The organism is Cloacibacterium sp. Arc13 (assembly GCF_041431305.1).
Lineage (GTDB): Bacteria > Bacteroidota > Bacteroidia > Flavobacteriales > Weeksellaceae > Cloacibacterium > Cloacibacterium caeni_B.
This window is the reverse complement of record NZ_JASMRM010000002.1, coordinates 350,329-367,880: the sequence shown is the minus strand read 5'-3', so window position 1 is coordinate 367,880 and position 17,552 is coordinate 350,329. Positions and strand designations below refer to the sequence as shown.

At 33.2% G+C, this 17,552-nt stretch carries 18 protein-coding genes; 10 read left to right on the top strand and 8 right to left on the bottom strand.

The window, feature by feature from the left end:
• Positions 1 to 33 precede the first annotated feature (33 nt).
• The 3 genes from QO190_RS03570 to QO190_RS03560 form a co-directional block, all read right to left on the bottom strand.
• On the bottom strand, positions 34 to 339 hold the full coding sequence (locus tag QO190_RS03570; protein ID WP_371461070.1) for a hypothetical protein: 306 nt from the start codon (positions 337 to 339) through the stop codon (positions 34 to 36).
• Positions 340 to 365: 26 nt separating this feature from the next.
• Positions 366 to 1,016, bottom strand: coding sequence for a ribulose-phosphate 3-epimerase (gene rpe / locus QO190_RS03565; RefSeq protein ID WP_371461071.1), 651 nt, complete (start codon positions 1,014 to 1,016; stop codon positions 366 to 368).
• 123 nt (positions 1,017 to 1,139) lie between these two features.
• Positions 1,140 to 2,006, bottom strand: coding sequence for an RNA polymerase sigma factor RpoD/SigA (locus QO190_RS03560; protein WP_069797503.1), 867 nt, complete (start codon positions 2,004 to 2,006; stop codon positions 1,140 to 1,142).
• A gap of 484 nt (positions 2,007 to 2,490) precedes the next feature.
• Here QO190_RS03560 and QO190_RS03555 point away from each other — a divergent pair, with 484 nt between their 5' ends.
• Together QO190_RS03555 and QO190_RS03550 are read left to right on the top strand one after the other, a co-directional pair.
• Positions 2,491 to 3,522 (top strand): low specificity L-threonine aldolase, encoded by a 1,032-nt coding sequence (locus QO190_RS03555; protein ID WP_371461072.1) that lies wholly within the window; start codon positions 2,491 to 2,493, stop codon positions 3,520 to 3,522.
• Positions 3,523 to 3,541: 19 nt separating this feature from the next.
• On the top strand, positions 3,542 to 4,882 hold the full coding sequence (locus QO190_RS03550) for a M28 family metallopeptidase (protein ID WP_371461073.1): 1,341 nt from the start codon (positions 3,542 to 3,544) through the stop codon (positions 4,880 to 4,882).
• Between the two features lie 200 nt (positions 4,883 to 5,082).
• Here the strand turns inward: QO190_RS03550 and QO190_RS03545 are convergent, their stop codons facing one another.
• From QO190_RS03545 to QO190_RS03535, 3 genes are all read right to left on the bottom strand, one after another.
• Positions 5,083 to 8,034 (bottom strand): glycosyl hydrolase, encoded by a 2,952-nt coding sequence (locus QO190_RS03545; protein WP_371461074.1) that lies wholly within the window; start codon positions 8,032 to 8,034, stop codon positions 5,083 to 5,085.
• 213 nt (positions 8,035 to 8,247) lie between these two features.
• Complete coding sequence (locus QO190_RS03540) at positions 8,248 to 9,057, bottom strand: enoyl-ACP reductase (protein ID WP_371461425.1); 810 nt, start codon at positions 9,055 to 9,057, stop codon at positions 8,248 to 8,250.
• Between the two features lie 92 nt (positions 9,058 to 9,149).
• Positions 9,150 to 9,428: a hypothetical protein gene (locus QO190_RS03535; protein WP_371461075.1), complete on the bottom strand. Its 279-nt coding sequence runs from the start codon at positions 9,426 to 9,428 to the stop codon at positions 9,150 to 9,152.
• A 307-nt stretch (positions 9,429 to 9,735) separates the two neighbouring features.
• On the opposite strand from QO190_RS03535, the gene QO190_RS03530 reads away from it, so the two are divergent.
• Complete coding sequence (locus QO190_RS03530; RefSeq protein WP_371461076.1) at positions 9,736 to 10,296, top strand: DNA-3-methyladenine glycosylase I; 561 nt, start codon at positions 9,736 to 9,738, stop codon at positions 10,294 to 10,296.
• 67 nt (positions 10,297 to 10,363) lie between these two features.
• On the opposite strand, the gene QO190_RS03525 is transcribed toward QO190_RS03530, so the two are convergent.
• Together QO190_RS03525 and QO190_RS03520 are read right to left on the bottom strand one after the other, a co-directional pair.
• A complete protein-coding gene (locus tag QO190_RS03525) occupies positions 10,364 to 11,218 on the bottom strand; it encodes a nucleoside phosphorylase (protein WP_371461077.1) in 855 nt (284 codons plus the stop codon).
• A gap of 20 nt (positions 11,219 to 11,238) precedes the next feature.
• Positions 11,239 to 11,562, bottom strand: a complete 324-nt coding sequence (locus QO190_RS03520; RefSeq protein ID WP_069797522.1) for a translation initiation factor — start codon at positions 11,560 to 11,562, stop codon at positions 11,239 to 11,241.
• 159 nt (positions 11,563 to 11,721) lie between these two features.
• Between QO190_RS03520 and gpmI the strand changes: the two genes are divergently transcribed.
• From gpmI to QO190_RS03485, 7 genes are all read left to right on the top strand, one after another.
• Positions 11,722 to 13,251 carry a 2,3-bisphosphoglycerate-independent phosphoglycerate mutase gene (gene gpmI / locus QO190_RS03515; RefSeq protein WP_371461078.1) on the top strand — a complete coding sequence of 510 codons (1,530 nt, stop codon included), beginning with the start codon at positions 11,722 to 11,724 and terminating at the stop codon, positions 13,249 to 13,251.
• Positions 13,252 to 13,352: 101 nt separating this feature from the next.
• Complete coding sequence (locus QO190_RS03510) at positions 13,353 to 13,784, top strand: BT0820 family HAD-type phosphatase (RefSeq protein ID WP_371461079.1); 432 nt, start codon at positions 13,353 to 13,355, stop codon at positions 13,782 to 13,784.
• A 53-nt stretch (positions 13,785 to 13,837) separates the two neighbouring features.
• Entirely contained in the window at positions 13,838 to 14,068 is a 231-nt protein-coding gene (locus QO190_RS03505; RefSeq protein WP_371461081.1) for a four helix bundle protein, read from the top strand.
• Between the two features lie 168 nt (positions 14,069 to 14,236).
• The gene (map, locus tag QO190_RS03500) at positions 14,237 to 15,046 is read left to right on the top strand and encodes a type I methionyl aminopeptidase (RefSeq protein WP_371461083.1); all 810 of its coding nucleotides are present in this window, start codon (positions 14,237 to 14,239) and stop codon (positions 15,044 to 15,046) included.
• Positions 15,047 to 15,159: 113 nt separating this feature from the next.
• Positions 15,160 to 15,924, top strand: a complete 765-nt coding sequence (locus tag QO190_RS03495) for a class I SAM-dependent methyltransferase (RefSeq protein ID WP_069799072.1) — start codon at positions 15,160 to 15,162, stop codon at positions 15,922 to 15,924.
• 190 nt (positions 15,925 to 16,114) lie between these two features.
• On the top strand, positions 16,115 to 16,990 hold the full coding sequence (gene era / locus QO190_RS03490; RefSeq protein WP_371461086.1) for a GTPase Era: 876 nt from the start codon (positions 16,115 to 16,117) through the stop codon (positions 16,988 to 16,990).
• 99 nt (positions 16,991 to 17,089) lie between these two features.
• A complete protein-coding gene (locus tag QO190_RS03485) occupies positions 17,090 to 17,500 on the top strand; it encodes a DoxX family protein (protein WP_104794092.1) in 411 nt (136 codons plus the stop codon).
• Positions 17,501 to 17,552: the final 52 nt, after the last annotated feature.

The following is a 17,552-nucleotide window of genomic DNA, read 5'->3' as shown; positions in this document are numbered from 1 at the left end:
AAAGCAAAAACGTTTTTACTTTGGTTTAATTATTTATTTTTGTCCTATAATCTGTATCGGTTTTTTAGGACTAGTCATTTTTACATATTCATCTATGTCTGGTGAAGCATCTACTTTTGAAATAAAATCAGTTGTTCCATATTTCTTAGAAACTTTATTGGCCCAATAAATTCCTAAAACAATTCCTGCTATGACAAAAAATCCAAAAAGGAAAATACTGTTCAAGTAATATTGACACGCAAAGCCAATTCCAATTCCTAAAATAGTTGGTGATGCAACTATTTTCAACCAAGAAATAGCATCAATAATGGTTTCGAAAAAAGATTTTTCATTTTTCATGATAATGGTGATTAGTTTTTTTGAAATTAAACTTTTAACAGTTCAATTGTTCTTTCTGGATTTTCACTGGCAAAAACAGCATTTCCAGCCACCAAAACATCTGCACCTGCTTCGAAGAGTTTTGGAGCGTTTTCGGTATTTACGCCGCCGTCTATTTCGATGAGCGCTGTAGAATTATTTTCTAGAATTAATTCTTTGGTTTCTTTGATTTTTTTGTAAGTGTTTTCTATAAATTTTTGTCCACCAAAGCCAGGATTTACGCTCATTAATAAAACCAAATCTACTTCGGTAATAATATCTTCTAATACCCAAACTGGAGTAGAAGGATTAAGCACTACACCGGCTTTTGCACCTTTGTCTTGAATCAAATTAATGGTTCTGTGAAGATGTGTACACGCTTCATAATGTACAGAAACCAAATCTGCGCCGTAATTGATGAATTCTTCTACATATTTTTCAGGCTCTACAATCATAAGATGCACATCTACAAATTTTTTTGCGTGTTCCTGAATTGCTTTCATCACTGGGAAACCAAAAGAAATATTCGGAACGAATCTTCCATCCATTACATCTACATGAAACCAATCGGCTTGACTGCCGTTAATCATTTCTATATCACGCTGTAAATTCCCAAAATCTGCAGATAAAACTGAAGGTGCAATAAGTTTTGTTTTCATTTAAATTGCTTTCTGCTGTCAGCTTTTAGCTTTCAGCTTGATTAATAAAATATTTTAAAATAAAAAAAGATAGCGAAAGCTATCTTTTTGCTGTTTGCAGATAGCTGAAAGCCGACTGCTAAATTATTTACCAAGGTAAGACTTCAAGATTTTGCTTCTAGAGTTGTGTTTCAATCTCTTAATTGCTTTTTCTTTAATCTGTCTTACTCTTTCTCTCGTTAAGTCGAAAGTTTCACCTATTTCTTCTAGAGTCATAGGATGTTTTCCGTTTAATCCGAAATATAATCTTACCAAATCTGCTTCTCTTGGCGTAAGCGTTTGTAAAGCTCTTTCAATCTCGATTTGTAGAGATTCTAGCATTAAGTCTTTATCAGGACTTGGAGATTCACCAGAACGTAAAACGTCATACAAGTTAGAATCTTCTCCTTCTACTAATGGTGCGTCCATAGATAAGTGACGACCAGAGTTTTTCATAGATTCTTTAATATCTTCTTCGCTCATATCTAGAACTTCTGCCAATTCTTCTGGTGAAGGTGGTCTTTCGTTTTCTTGTTCTAAGTGTGCGTAAGCTTTGTTGATTTTATTGATTGAACCAATTTTGTTCAAAGGTAATCTTACAATTCTAGATTGCTCTGCAAGAGCTTGTAAGATAGATTGTCTAATCCACCAAACTGCATAAGAAATAAATTTGAAACCTCTGGTTTCGTCATATCTTTTAGCAGCTTTCATTAGACCAAGGTTTCCTTCGTTAATAAGGTCAGGAAGAGATAATCCTTGGTTTTGATATTGTTTTGATACAGACACTACGAAACGCAAGTTGGCTTTAATCAACTTTTCTAGAGCAGCTCTGTCTCCGTTACGGATTCTTTGAGCTAGTTCTACTTCTTCGTCTGCTGTGATGAGTTCTACTTTACCAATTTCTTGCAAATATTTGTCAAGGGAAGCGGTTTCTCTATTGGTAACCTGTTTTGTAATTTTTAACTGTCTCATATCTTATTATACGTTCATTATAACGAAAAGGTTACACACTTTATTGAAAATAATGAAAAAATAGCTAAATTTTATAGAAAAAGCCAATAATTCGGGCGCCATTTCCAGCTTTCGCCAGTCGCTATCTCAAAAATCCAAGCCAAATTCCCGATTTTTTGAGATGAGCTCCAACAATGGCTCAATCTGGGGCGCAGTTTCCGTATTTTATTAAACTTTTTCAATTAAGTTTTTCGATTTTTATGACCTAGGAAACGGAGGCGTTTGAAAATTTTGAAAAATTTTTGTAAAGAAATTTCCACTGTTTGAGTAAGTAAGGAAAAAGCTAGGGACGAGTTTTGGAAATTTTAGAAAATTATTTAAAATTTTAGCCGAGTTTCCAGTCTTGAATTTTTGGTTCTTTTGTTTCAAGACAAAAGAACATGTTAATTTTAAAATTAATATTGTAAGTATTAACAATCTTGCACTTTTTCCTTAATTTAGTCCTATGAAATATTCTTTTAAAAACGACTATTCAGAAGGTTGTCATCCCAGTATTTTAGAGGCTTTAATGCGTACTAATTTTTCTCAACAAAATGGTTACGGTTTAGATGATTATTGTGCAGAAGCAGAAAAACTCATTCTTCAAAAAGCAAATGCACCTCAATCCAAAGTCCATTTTGTAAGTGGAGGAACTCAAGCGAATTTATTGGTGATTTCAGCAATTCTAAGACCTCACGAAAGTGTGGTTTCTGCAACTACCGGTCATATTTTCACCAATGAAGCTGGTGCGATAGAAGCAACAGGTCATAAAGTTCATGGGGTAGAAACTCCCGATGGAAAACTGAAACCAGAAGATATTCAGAAAGTGTTAGATGTTCATACCAATGTTCCTCATCAATTAAAACAAAAGTTGGTTTATATTTCTAATTCTACCGAAATTGGAACGATTTATACCCAAAAAGAATTAGAAGATTTATCAAATTTTTGCAAAGAAAAAAATCTATATTTATTTATGGATGGGGCTAGATTAGGACACGCTTTAACGGCAGAAAGCAATGATGTAACGCTAGAAGATGTAGCAAAGTTTACAGATGTTTTTTATCTTGGCGGAACCAAAAACGGAGCTTTATTAGGCGAAGCAATCATTATAAACAGACAAAGTCTGCAAGAAGAATTCGGGTTTCACATTAAGCAAAAAGGGGCAATGCTCGCGAAAGGAAGATTACTCGGAATTCAGTTTCAAGAGTTGATGAAAGACGATTTATATTGGGATTTAGCGAAACATGCCAATCAACAAGCCATGAAAATTAAGCAAACTTTCAAAGAAATAGGTTGTGAATTTTTAGCGGAAACAGATACCAATCAGATTTTCCCAATTTTAGAAAATTCACAAATTGAGAAACTTTCAGAGCAGTTTGATTTTTATGTTTGGAAGAAAATAGATGCACAAAAATCAGCCATTAGAATTATTACTTCTTGGGCTACAGAAACCGAAGTGGTAGAACGTTTTTGTCAAGAAATTTTGAAATTAAAATAAATAAAACCCACTCTAAATAATGAAAAAACTTATACTTTCAATTTTTTTAATTCCTGCTGTATTTTCTGCGCAACAAACCGTTTCCAGAGATACAGAAATTGCGAATTATGTGTCTCAAGTAAGCGCAGATTCTTTAAAATCTCACATCAATAAATTGGTGAGTTTTGGTACTCGTCATACCATGAGTTCTACTACTGATGCTAAAAAAGGAATTGGTGCTGCAAGAAATTGGGTGCTTTCTAAATTTAAAAATTATGCTAAAAATGCTGACGGAAGAATGGAAGTTTTTCTACAAAATCAAACCATTCAACCTGATGGAAAACGAATCAATCAGCCAACAGATTTAGGAAACGCTATTGCTATTTTGCGTGGAACTGATCCTAATGATAAAAGAATTTTTATGATTGGCGGACATCTTGATTCCAGAGTTTCTGATGTGATGAATGCCAAAGATTTCGCACCTGGAGCAAATGACGACGGAAGCGGAGTAGGTGCTGTAATAGAATCTGCCAGAATTTTGAGCCAATCAAAATTTCCTGCAACTATAGTTTTTGTAGCATTTTCTGGCGAAGAACAAGGTTTGTTAGGTGCTAAAATGCTTGCAGAAAAGGCAAAAAATGAAAATTGGCAGCTAGAAGCTTTGTTGAATAATGATATGGTAGGGAATAATTTAACTAGCGAAACCAATTTAATTAATGCCAATCAGTTAAGAGTTTTTTCTGAAGGTTTACCACAATTTGATTTGGACAAAAAAGCTCAAGGAATTAGAAATTTAGGTTTAGAAAATGATGGAGAAGCAAGACAATTAGCAAGATACATTAAGGAAATTGGAGAGCGTTATGTGGACAATTTGGAAGTTAAATTAATCTACAGAAACGACAGATTTCTTCGTGGCGGCGATCATACTTCATTTGTGAATCAAGGTTTTTCAGCAGTAAGATTGACTGAATTCAATGAAAATTACGACCATCAACATCAAGATATCAGAAAAGAAAATGGTAAACAGTTTGGGGATTTACCAGAATTTATGGATTTTGAATATTTCAAGAAAAATGTCGGGGTAAATGTATCTGTTTTGGCAAATTTGGCAAAATCTCCTTCTAAACCAGAAAATGTGAAAATGGATGTAAAAGAATTAACTAATTTTACGACCATTCATTGGGAAAAACCAAAAAATGGAGAAGTTGCAGGTTATTACGTTCTTATGCGTGAAACCGATTCTTCTACTTGGCAAAAGAAATTTTTCACCAAAGAAAATTCTATGAAACTGCCTTATTCTAAAGATAATTATTTCTTTGCAGTACAAGCGGTAAACAGTTCAGGAAACGAAAGTCTCATCGTAATTCCAAGTGTAAGATAAAATAAGAAGTCCCGAAATTTTCGGGACTTTTTTTGTGTTAACTTTTAAACGCAAAGATTATTATTGCTTTATAAAGATTTTAAGAAAGTAAAGAAAGTGAATAAATTCACTCTTGAAGCGTTCGCTTAATCAATTCCGTTTACGGAATAAGCTTTACTCACTAAAAGAGAGATTTTTTTTAAAATCTTTGCGTTTTAAAATCATAATTGCTTTTTGAAACCCACTTCTTTTCTCCATTTTTTAAATTCTCCTGGAGACATTGTTCCTTGCGGAACTTCGGTTACTCTTTTGCTTTTAGATTTTGGTTTTTCTTTCACTTCTAGCAATTTCTTTTCCGTAACTGTATTGATGGAAATTTCTACCGTATATTTTCCTGGAGTGATGTAAACATTGCCATCATCTGATTTTTTAGACTTTTCACTTGCATTTACCGTTAAATCATAACTGATGATGTTAAATCCTTTGTCAGTATGATGATTAATGGTTTTTACGGTTTCATTTTGAGCATTGATGATTTTAATAACAGCATTTCCAGCATTTTTAGTGTAAAATTCTATTGGGAAATTCTGCTTTTCAATTTCAGTGAAATTACTGTAAGATTTGCCCCAATTTTCTTTGAAATTAATGCTTTCAACATCAAAAACGATTAAATTTTTAGCTAAATTTTCTGGCATTAATTTTTGTAATTTCTTCACATCGGCAATGTAAATACTTCTTCCATGTGTTGCTACAATTAACTCATTATCTCTGTGATGAACTTTCAAATCGTGAATAGCAACGTTTGGAAGTGTAGCATTATTGGCAGACATAAACGTTTTTCCTCGTTCTAGAGAAATGTACAATCCATTATCAGTTCCTACATACAATAGATTTTCGTTGGTGTGATCTTCTCTGATGACATTAATAGGTTCGGCAGGTAAATCTTCGCCAATTTTCTTCCAAGTTTTCCCGAAATCATCAGAACTGTAAAGCAATGCACGGAAATCATCTTCTCTGTATGCATTTAAACTCAAATAAACTCTAGATTCTGAGAAAGAAGAAGGTTGTACCATAGAAACCCAAAATCCTGGGAAATCGCCAATTTTTTGCCAAGAATTTCCGCCGTCTTTGGTTACATTTACCAATCCATCATCACTTCCTGAATAAATTAATCCGAATTTTTTTGGACTTTCTTCCACTGTTGAAAGAGTAGAATAAGGCACATTTTCTTGTTTGGTATTTCTGGTTAAGTCTCCAGAAATTTTTTGCCAAGTTTCGCCTTTGTCCATACTTCTGTAAACGCTTTGCGAAGCAAAATAAACAATATCTTGATTGTGACGAGAAATCTGGAAAGGTGCTTCCCAATTGAAACGAAGTGGATTTTCGCCAATTTCTCTCGGAACTTCTAGATATTTTCTTTCATTGGTTTTTCTGTTAATTCTAAAATAATTTCCGAACTGAAAACCAGTGTATAAAGTTGCATTATCTCTGAAATCTACACGAACTTGCATTCCGTCTCCTCCTAGAAGAAATTTGAAATTATCGCTGTTATCAAATTTTCCTTTTTTATAGTCAAATCTATTGCTTGATGGGCCAAACCAAACGCCGTTATCTTGCATTCCTCCATAAACATTGTAAGGTTTTTCTAAATCATAATCTACCGAATAAAACTGTGAAACTGGCAATGAATTGCAATGAATGTAAGAATTTCCATTGTCGTAAGAAATATTGATTCCACCGTCATTTCCATTGATGAAATGATTGTCATTTTTCGGGTTAAACCAAATAGAATGGTGGTCTGCGTGAACATTTGGAGAATCTATCGATTTGAAAGATTTTCCACCATTTTCTGAAACCAAAATCGGAACGCCTGCAATAATTACCTTATCTGGATTGGTAGGCGAAACCCAAATTTGCCCAAAATAATAACCGTAAGTGTAATATAAACCGTCTAGATTTTTTTCGTTGGTTTTTTTCCAAGATTTTCCTGCATCATCAGAACGGTAAACTTCTGCACCTTCAATTTCGATTTTGAATAAATCATCATTTCCATTATGAGTATAGTTGAAAATATCTTTTACCGTGATTTTATTTTCTCTGAGCGATTTTTTAAGGTTTTCAGAGGTGTATCTTTCTGGGAAACGTTCTCCATCAAGGTATTCATTAACCGTTTTATCATCTAAAGCCAAGAATTCTTCTTTGGTGATTTTTTGCATTTTGGCTTTGTCCAAAGATTTTTCTGTTTTTTCTTCTTTTGCAGTTGAAGCAGGTCTTGTTTTTTGATTATCAACAATCGCATAAATAATATTTGGATTTTTTGGGAAAATGGAAAGTCCTATTCTTCCTACGTTTTCGTCTGCTGGAAAGCCAGAATCTTTAGTCGAAATTTTTTGCCAAGATTCACCACCATCATTGGATTTGAAAATACCAGATGAAGCGCCACTTTCTACAAATTTCCACGCTTTACGTTCTTTGTGCCAAAGTGTTGCATAAACTTCTTTTGGATTTTGAGGATTTATGGCTAAATCAATTGCTCCAGAATTTTGGTCAGCCGAAAGTGTTTTTTTCCAAGTTTTGCCACCATCATTGGTTTTGAAAACGCCTCTTTCTGCGTTTGGTGAATATAAATGTCCAACAGCTGCAACCCAAATTTCATTATTGTTTTCGGGATTTACTACAATTCTTCCAATGTGATGCGTGTCTTTTAAGCCTAAGTTTTGCCAAGTTTTTCCTTGATCTGTACTTTTATAAATGCCCATTCCTGCATAAGAAGAACGAGAAGAATTGCTTTCGCCAGTTCCTATGAATAGGGTTTTGGTTTTCCAATCTACGTAAATGTCACCAATTGTCATTACGGCTTCTCTGTCGAAAATAGGAGTGAAAGTGGTTCCGTTGTTATTGGTATACCACAATCCACCAGAAGCATACGCTACATAAAATTCTGTAGGATTTTCTGGATTCGCATCTATATCTGTAACTCTACCACTCATTGTAGTAGGACCTACATTTCTGAATTCTAAATTTTTGAGAATAGAATTTTCTTCTAATTTTTTTCTTTGTTCGTAACCTTTCCAGCGTTCTTCTGCCGAAGTAGGATTGAGCTTAAGGTTCTGCGCATGATGAAAAGAAAATGCTAAAATGGCGGTAGAAAGTAGAATTTTGTGGTAATTCATTGTAAAGAAGTTTTTTCCAAATATAACTAAATTTTCTTATCTGCGTTCACCGCGCTAACGATGGAAGCGGCATCCTTTTTTAAATTTTTAGCCTCGGAAAATAAGTTTGGAGAAAATTTAAAAAAGATATAGCGGACAGCGTGTTAAAGCGCCATAAAAAAATCCATTCAACAAAGCGCTGAATGGATTTTGTATTTTAAAATTGATGAGATTTTATTCTCCGTTGTATTTGTCTACTACTTTTTGAGAAACTCCAGTGTTACTGAAACCACCGTCATTAAACAGGTTTTGCATAGTAACTCTCTTTGTAAGATCAGAGAACATGGCTACACAATAATTAGCACAATCTAGTGCTGTAGCGTTTCCTAGAGGAGACATATCTTCTGCAAATCCCATAAATCCGCCAAAACCTTTTACACCAGAACCTGCTGTAGTTACGGTAGGAGATTGAGAAATGGTATTCACTCTTACTTTTTTCTCTCCCCAATAATAACCGAAAGATCTTGCGATAGATTCTAGGTAAGATTTGTTATCTCCCATATCGTTGTAATCTGGGAAAGTTCTTTGAGCAGCGATATAAGTTAGCGCAAGGATAGAACCCCATTCATTCATACAATCTTTTTCCCAAGCGGTTTTCATTACTTTGTGGAAAGAAACTGCAGAAACATCCCAACCTTTTTCTAACCAATCATAGTTGATATCTGTATAATGTTTTCCTTTTCTAACGTTTACAGACATTCCGATAGAGTGAAGGATGAAATCTATTTTACCAAATTTAGCGATAGCTGCATCAAAAAGTTTTCCTAAATCTTCCATAGAAGTAGCATCTGCGCCAATTACTTCTGAATTAGTTTTTTGTGCTAAAGCATCTATTTCGCCCATTCTCATTGCTATAGGAGCGTTTGAAAGGATAAATTCTGCACCTTCTTCATGACAACGTTCTGCTACTTTCCAAGCGATAGATTGATCATTAAGCGCGCCGAAAATAATTCCTTTTTTACCTTTAAGTAATCCGTACATAATAATTTATTTTAGGCAAATTTATAAAAATAATACTTATAGCATAAAAGAATCCCGAAAAATTCGGGATTCTAGATCAAAATGATGAATAAAAATTAATGGGTTCTGTCTCTGTATTCGTCTTTTACATCGTCTATCATGTCTTCGGTTTTATCCTTAACGTTTTCAGCGACATCTTTGGTTTTCTCCCAAATGTCATTGGCAACATCTTTGGTTTTTTCCCAAGCATTTTCTGCAGTATCTTTTACATTATCTGCAAAATTTTCTGCTCTATCTGACATGTTTTCTGCTGTATTTTCTACAGAGTTTTCTGTTCTGTCTCTTGCTTCGTCTAATCTATCAGAAGCATTGTCTAATGGTTTGTTCGTGTCCATAATAATATATTTTGATTGGTTAGTAAAGCAAATGTAGAAGTATTATACACGGCAGTTCTTACAGAATTATGAAGAATTGTTATATCGTTAAAAAAGAAAGAACCTCTGAATTTTTCAGAGGTTCTTTTCAACAAAAATTTGATTTTTTATGAATAACTATTATTAGGAAGGTTGTATCTTTACCTAGATTTTGTGAATTTTCACATAACAAATTTACACACTAATTTCACAAGATTTTGTTAATCAATTGATAAAGTTTTATTAAATTTTTTAACGTAAAATATTAATTATCAATACTATCTATAATATGGAGATAATCAGATGTGCATGGTGCGAAAAAGACGATTTATACCGCAATTATCATGATCAAGAATGGGGAAAACCTATTTATGACGATGAAACAATTTTTGAATTTCTGATTTTAGAGAGTTTTCAAGCTGGCTTAAGTTGGTACACCATTTTAGCTAAAAGAGAGAACTTCAGAGCAGCTTTTGATCATTTTGATTATCAAAAAATCGCACAATATTCTGAGGATAAAGTAGAAGAACTCATCCAAAATGCTGGAATCATAAGAAATAGACTGAAAATTCTCGCCACGATTAATAATGCTCAAAAATTTATGGAAGTTCAAAAGGAATTTGGCTCTTTCAGTAAATATATTTGGGGTTTTGTGAATCATGAACCGATTATCAATCGTCCTAAAACCTTGAAAGAAGTTCCCGCAACTACCGAAATTTCTGATGCTCTTGCTAAAGATTTAAAGAAACGGGGTTTTAAATTTATGGGTTCTACCGTAGTTTATGCATATATGCAAGCCACAGGAATGGTGAATGATCACACAGAAGACTGCTGGATTAAAACCCAATAAAATTTCTCAAAAAATAAAAACCAGCTAATTTTTAGCTGGTTTTTATTGAGAATAAAAAGTTTCTGACTTATTTGATGACTCTTTCTAATACCCATTCAATCATATTTTTTTCTGATTGATGATGGTCTGCAGAAAATTCTCCACGTCTTCTATTCGCAATTACGTTATTAATGGTAACTGCTTTGTGTCCTAAAAGTTTAGACAAACCATAAATCGCAGAAGTTTCCATTTCGAAATTAGTAACGCCTAAATCATTAAGTGTTTCTAAAAATTTATCATCTACAGCTTTTAGACGCAATTGTCTTCCTTGTGGCGCATAGAAACCAGGGAAAGTAGCAGTATTTCCTACGTATTTAGCATCTTTGAAGTAATCGTACTGAGATTCTGTCCATTCAGAGAAATAAAGCATTGGTTTAATTCTTTCGTATGGGAATTTTTCCATGAAATTTCTAGAAAATTCATTTTCGAATTCATAATCTTGGTAAAAATGCATTAATCCATCTAAACCAACAACGTTTTGAGAAACCAGCATGTTATCTACTTCCACATCAGGATTTACAGAACCGCAAGTTCCTAATCTGAATAATTGAAGCGCAGTATGTACTGATTTGAATTCTTTTTCTTTTAAATCAATATTCACCAAAGCATCCAGTTCGTTCATTACGATATCGATGTTTTCTGTACCGATTCCGGTAGACATTACCGTAATTCTTTCTCCTCTTAAAGTTCCAGTATGCGTGTAGAATTCTCTTTTATTTTTTTGAATTTCGATGGTATCAAAATATTGAGAAACTTTTGGCACTCTGTCTGGATCGCCTACTAATAGAATTTTCTCTGCAATATCTTCTGGTTGAAGATTAAGGTGATAAACGCTTCCGTCTGGATTTAAAACCAATTCTGAAGCAGCTAATTTATTCAACATAATTTTTAATTTTTTAATTATTATCCTCCAACTCTTTTGGTTTTATAGCCCATATCTTGAAGAATTTTCATGATTTTATCACGATTATCTCCTTGAATCACGATGATTCCGTCTTTTTCTGAGCCACCAATTCCTAGAGTGGTTTTTATTTTTTTAGAAATTTGTTTCAGTTCTTCTTCTGTTCCTTCGAAACCTTCTATTAAAGTTACAGGTTTACCATTTCTTCCTTTTTTCTCGAATTTACAGATAAGAGGATTCTTCTGCTCAAATTTTTCTTCTGGCATTTCAAAATCTTGCTCCTCGTGTTCTGGGAAAAGGTTTTTTAATTGGTCTCTTAAATCCATATTACTGTTTCAAAAAAAGGAGTGTAAAGTTACAAATTAACTGATAACAGAAAAATTAATCTTTAAAAATATTTTAATTACTGATAAATATCGCCTTTAAAAAGAATTATTCTATGCCTAGAAATTTCGTAAATTTGCATCATTAAAAAAAATACTAAAATGGCTAAAAAAGCAATACTTGCCATTCTTGATGGATGGGGTTTAGGAACGGATAATAAAGTGTCTGCAATTTACCAAGCAAACACACCTTTTATAGATTCTTGTTATACAAAATTTCCAAATACCACGCTAGAAGCTTCTGGACTTGCAGTAGGTTTACCAGCAGGACAAATGGGAAATTCTGAAGTAGGACACATGAATTTAGGCGCAGGAAGAGTAGTTTACCAAAATTTGGTAAAACTGAATATGGCGGTAGAAAAAAATACTCTAGGATTAGAGCCAGGAATTCAAATGGCTTTTGAATATGCTAAATTGAATCATAAAAAAGTACATTTTATCGGTTTGGTTTCAGATGGTGGAGTTCACTCTCATATCAATCACTTGAAAGGTTTATTAACTGCGGCTCAGGAATTTGGATTGACAGAAAATGTTTACGTACACGCATTTACAGACGGTAGAGACTGTGATCCTATGTCTGGAAAAGGTTTCATAGAAGATTTACAAAATCACATGAAAATCTCTACAGGGAAATTAGCAACTGTAGTTGGAAGATATTTCGCAATGGATAGAGATAAGAGATGGGAACGTGTGAAATTAGCTTATGATGCAATGGTAAATGGAGTAGGAGAAATTACCAAAAATCCTGTAGAAGCGATTGAAAAATCTTATGCAGAAGGTGTTACTGATGAGTTTTTAAAACCAATTATCGTTTCAGAAAATAATAATCTTCCTACTGCTAAAATTGAGGAAAATGATGTAGTTTTCTGTTTCAATTTCAGAACAGACAGAGGTAGAGAAATTACAGAAGTGCTTTCTCAACAAGACTTCCCAGATTTTGGAATGAAAAAATTGAATCTTTACTATGTGACTTTAACCAATTATGACGAAAGTTTCCAAAATGTAAAAGTTATCTTTGATGAAGAAGTTTTACAAGAAACAATGGGCGAAGTTCTAGAAAGAGCAGGTAGAACTCAAATCAGAATTGCTGAAACAGAAAAATATCCTCACGTTACTTTCTTCTTTTCTGGAGGTAGAGAAAAAGAGTATGTAGGAGAGAGAAGATTGCTTTGTCCGAGTCCAAAAGATGTTGCAACTTATGATTTGAAGCCAGAAATGTCTGCTTTTGATATCAGAGATGCTATTTTACCAGAATTAGAAAAAGAATCTGCGGATTTCATTTGTCTAAATTTTGCTAATGCAGATATGGTAGGGCATACTGGAGTTTTCGAAGCGGCAGTAAAAGCTTGTGAAGCGGTAGATAAATGTATAGAAGCAGTAGCAACTACAGCTTATGAACATGGTTATGCTGTTTTCATCTTGGCAGATCACGGAAATTCTGATTATATGATTAATCCTGATGGAAGTCCTAACACACAACACTCTACTAATTTAGTTCCGCTAATTGTGATGGATAAAGACCAAACTTGGAATCTGAAACCAGGTAAATTAGGAGATGTAGCGCCATCTATTTTAAAAGTAATGGGCGTAGAAATTCCAGAAATTATGACAGGAGAAGTTTTAGTCTCTTAAATTAAACAGACTTTTACAAAAAGAAAATAATATTTAAAAAAAGGCTTATTAATAGCCTTTTTTAATTTCATATATTTGTCCAAAAATTCAAACGATATAATATGTTAAGTAGTAAAAAATTAGCTATAGACTTTGATGGGACTATTGTAGAGGACGCTTATCCCTCAATTGGAAAACCTAAAATTTTTGCTTTTGAAACCCTTAAAAAATTACAATCCGAAGGATATAGATTAATTCTTTGGACTTATAGACACGGCAAAGCTTTAGAAGAAGCGGTAGAGTTTTGTAGAAAAAATGGAATAGAATTCTACGCTGTAAACTCTAGTTTCGAAGGTGAAATCTTTGATGATGAAACTCAATCCAGAAAAATAGATGCTGATTTATTTATAGATGATAGAAACTTAGGCGGTTTTCCTGGTTGGGGAGAAATCTATAACATCATCACCGAAAGAATAGAATTCAGAGTAGAAGGAGGCGAAGTTTTAGCTTATTCTAAAATGAAAAAAGAAAAGAAAAAAGGTTTATTTTGGTAAAAGTAAAAGACCCAAGTAAAAAGTAAAAAGACACAAGTTTTAAAATCTAATGTATGCAAAATAATAATCTGTTAGATAGAACTTTTAAATTTGGGGTAAACTGTATTATTTTCTTAAGAACTTTACCTCATGATTTTGAATATAATGTAATAAAATTACAGTTAACAAAATCGTCAACTTCAATTGGTGCTAATTATGAAGAATCACAAGCTGGATCTTCTAAAGCTGATTTTAAAAATAAAGTAAGAATATCTCTTCGAGAAGCTAGAGAGTCCAATTATTGATTAAGAGTAATTAAAGCTTTAGAAAGGTCAGAAAATGAACAGTTAGAATCTCTTATATAGGAGAGTAAAGAACTTAAAAATATTTTAGCTTCCATTATAAACAATACTAAACTATAAATATTAATAATACATGGCTCTTTTTACTTTTGCCATGGCTCTTTAAATAAAATGATTATACTTAAAACAATAGAAGAACTCCGTTTAATGCGAGAAAGTGCTCAGCTCGTTTCTAAAACTTTAGGAATGATTGCAGCAGAAATTAAACCGGGAGTTACCACATTACATTTGGATAAATTAGCTCATGATTTTATTAAAGATCATGGTGGTGAACCTGCATTTTTAGGAATGTATGGTTTCCCCAATTCCCTGTGTATTTCTCCCAATGAAGAGGTAGTTCATGGGATTCCAAAAGATATTCCGTTGGAAGAAGGAGACATTCTTTCTGTAGATTGTGGTGTTTATATGAATGGTTTTTATGGAGACCATGCCTATTCATTCGAAGTAGGAGAAGTAGCACCAGAAACCAAAAAATTACTTCGAGTAACCAAAGAATCACTTTACAAAGGGATTGAACAATGTGTTCGTGGAAAAAGAATAGGAGATATTTCTAATGCTATTCAAACACACTGCGAAAAACATGGTTATGGAGTGGTAAGAGAATTGGTAGGTCACGGTTTGGGTAGAAGTATGCACGAAGATCCTCAAGTTCCTAATTATGGAAGAAAAGGCAGTGGAAAAGTCATCAAAGATGGTCTAGTTGTCGCTATAGAACCTATGGTTAATTTGGGAACACATCAGGTTAAATTCCACAAAGATGGATGGACGGTGACTTCATTAGACAAAACACCTTCTGCACATTTTGAACATGATGTTGCAGTGATTAATGGAAAGCCAGTTTTACTTTCTACCTTCAAATATATTTACGAAGCATTAGGAATTACAAGCAACGAAGAAGAACCATTTACTATGGATTTTTAGAAAATATGAATATCAATTAAAACGGGCTTTTGTCCGTTTTTTTTATGTATAGATACTCCAAAATTTATTTTAAAAAATGAAAAATATTTTTTTAAATTTGGTTTAGAAATTATATGAAGAAACTCGCATCATTTTTATTGAATAAAATTCCAAGACCTATGCTTATTAACCTAAGCATTTTTCTTCGCCCTTTAATCTATCTTTTTTTCAAAGGAAATAAATTCACCGACCCGATTGACGGGAAATCCTACCGTAAATTTTTACCGTATGGTTACGGAAAACAACGTGAAAATGCACTTTCGCCAGGTACTTTAAGCCTTGAACGCCATCGTCAAATGTGGTTGTATCTAAAAAATGAAACCGATTTTTTTACTCAAAATTATAAAGTGCTTCACATTGCTCCAGAGCAAGAATTCTTGAGGAAATTCAAGAAAATGAAGAATTTAGAATACACTTCTGCAGATTTGTTTTCGCCGATTGTAGATGTAAAAGCAGACATTCTAGATTTGCCTTTTGAAGATGAAAGTTTTGATGTCATTTTCTGTAATCACGTCTTAGAACACATTATAGACGACAAAAAAGCGATGAGCGAACTCTATAGAGTGATGAAAAAAGGAGGATGGGGAATTCTGCAAGTTCCCATGAAAAATTCTTTAGAAAAAACCTACGAAGATTTTACCATAACAGACCCAAAAGAACGTCAGAAACATTTCGGGCAATACGATCATGTTCGCTGGTATGGAATGGATTATTTCGAAAGGTTAAAATCTGTAGGATTCTCAGTAGATATTAATTTCTATTCTCAAAAATTTTCGGAACAAGAACAAAAAAGATTCGGATTAAACGTAAACGAAATTTTGCCTGTAGTAAGAAAGTAATTTTAAATTCTTATAAATTGTACAACTTTCGAAATTTTTAAAATAATTCTCGTTCCGTAGGAACGCAATGTTTCAAAGATTCCTCGGGAATGACAATTTTTTCGTTTTAATTATTTCCCAATTCTATTTTCCTTACCTTTGCAAAAAAGAAATTTTAAATCTTTTAATCCTTTAATTTTAAGTAAAACAAATGCACAAAGCAGGATTTGTAAATATAGTTGGGAAACCAAACGCAGGAAAATCTACATTGCTCAATCAATTGATGGGCGAAAAATTAGCGATTGTTACCCAAAAAGCACAAACAACTAGACACCGTATTTTCGGGATTTATAATGAAGAAGACCTACAAATCGTATTTTCAGATACTCCAGGAGTTCTAGAACCTAAATACGAATTGCAGGAAAAAATGATGGATTTTGTAAAAGATTCTTTACAAGATGCAGACGTTTTCTTGTTCATTGTAGATGTTACGGATAAAGAAGAACCGAATGAATTTTTGGTAGATAAACTGAACAAAATTCCAGTTCCAGTCCTTATTTTACTCAATAAAATAGATATTTCTAATCAAGAAGCGATGCTCGAAAAAGTAGAGTATTGGCATAATAAAATTGAAAAAGCAGAAATTTTACCGATTTCAGCTTTAGAAGGTTTTAATACGGATTTAATTTTGCCAAAATTAAAAGCTTTATTGCCAGAAAATCCGCCTTATTACGACAAAGACCAATACACAGATAAATCTGAACGTTTCTTCGTAAACGAAAATATCAGAGAAAAAATCTTGTTGAATTACGACAAAGAAATTCCGTATTCTGTAGAAGTGGTAACAGAAATGTTCAAAGAAAAAGAAGGAATTATCTTTATAGATTCTATTATTTATGTGGAAAGAGACACCCAAAAAGGAATTCTCATCGGTCACAAAGGTGAAGCCATCAAAAAAGTGGGAACCGAAGCCAGAATAGATTTGGAGAAATTTTTTGACAAGAAAATTCACCTTAATCTTTTTGTAAAAGTCAAAAAAGATTGGCGTAAAAACGAAAGAGACCTTAAGAATTTCGGTTACAGATAAAATAAAAACTCAATCATTTTGGTTGAGTTTTTTTATGATAAAAAGACACATCATTTCAGATTTATTTTTTATTTTTGAGTGTCTAAAAATAAAGAGAAAATGAAGAATCTTAATACAACGGGTTATAACAAAACCTTGTTAGATTGGGCGTTACTAGCCATTAGAATTTTTGTAGGATTGGGAATGCTCACTCATGGATTTCCGAAACTCATGCAACTTCTCGGAGGAAGTCATGATTTTATTAATTTCTTCGGAATCGGCAGCAAAACATCCCTCGTTTTAGCAGTTCTTGCAGAAGTTCTTTGTTCACTTTTCTTAATTTTAGGACTTTTTACCAGATTTGTTTCTATTCCGCTCATTATCACGATGTTAGTTGCGGTTTTTGTGGTTCATGGAAACGATCCTTTTGCCAAACAAGAAATGGCATTACTCTATTTATTCCACTACATTTTAATATTTGTAGCCGGTCCTGGAAGCATTTCCATCGACAGAATGATCAATCGAAAATAAATTCAAAGGCGCTTCTAGCGTCTTTTTTGTTCCCCTCTTTTAGAGGGGTGGC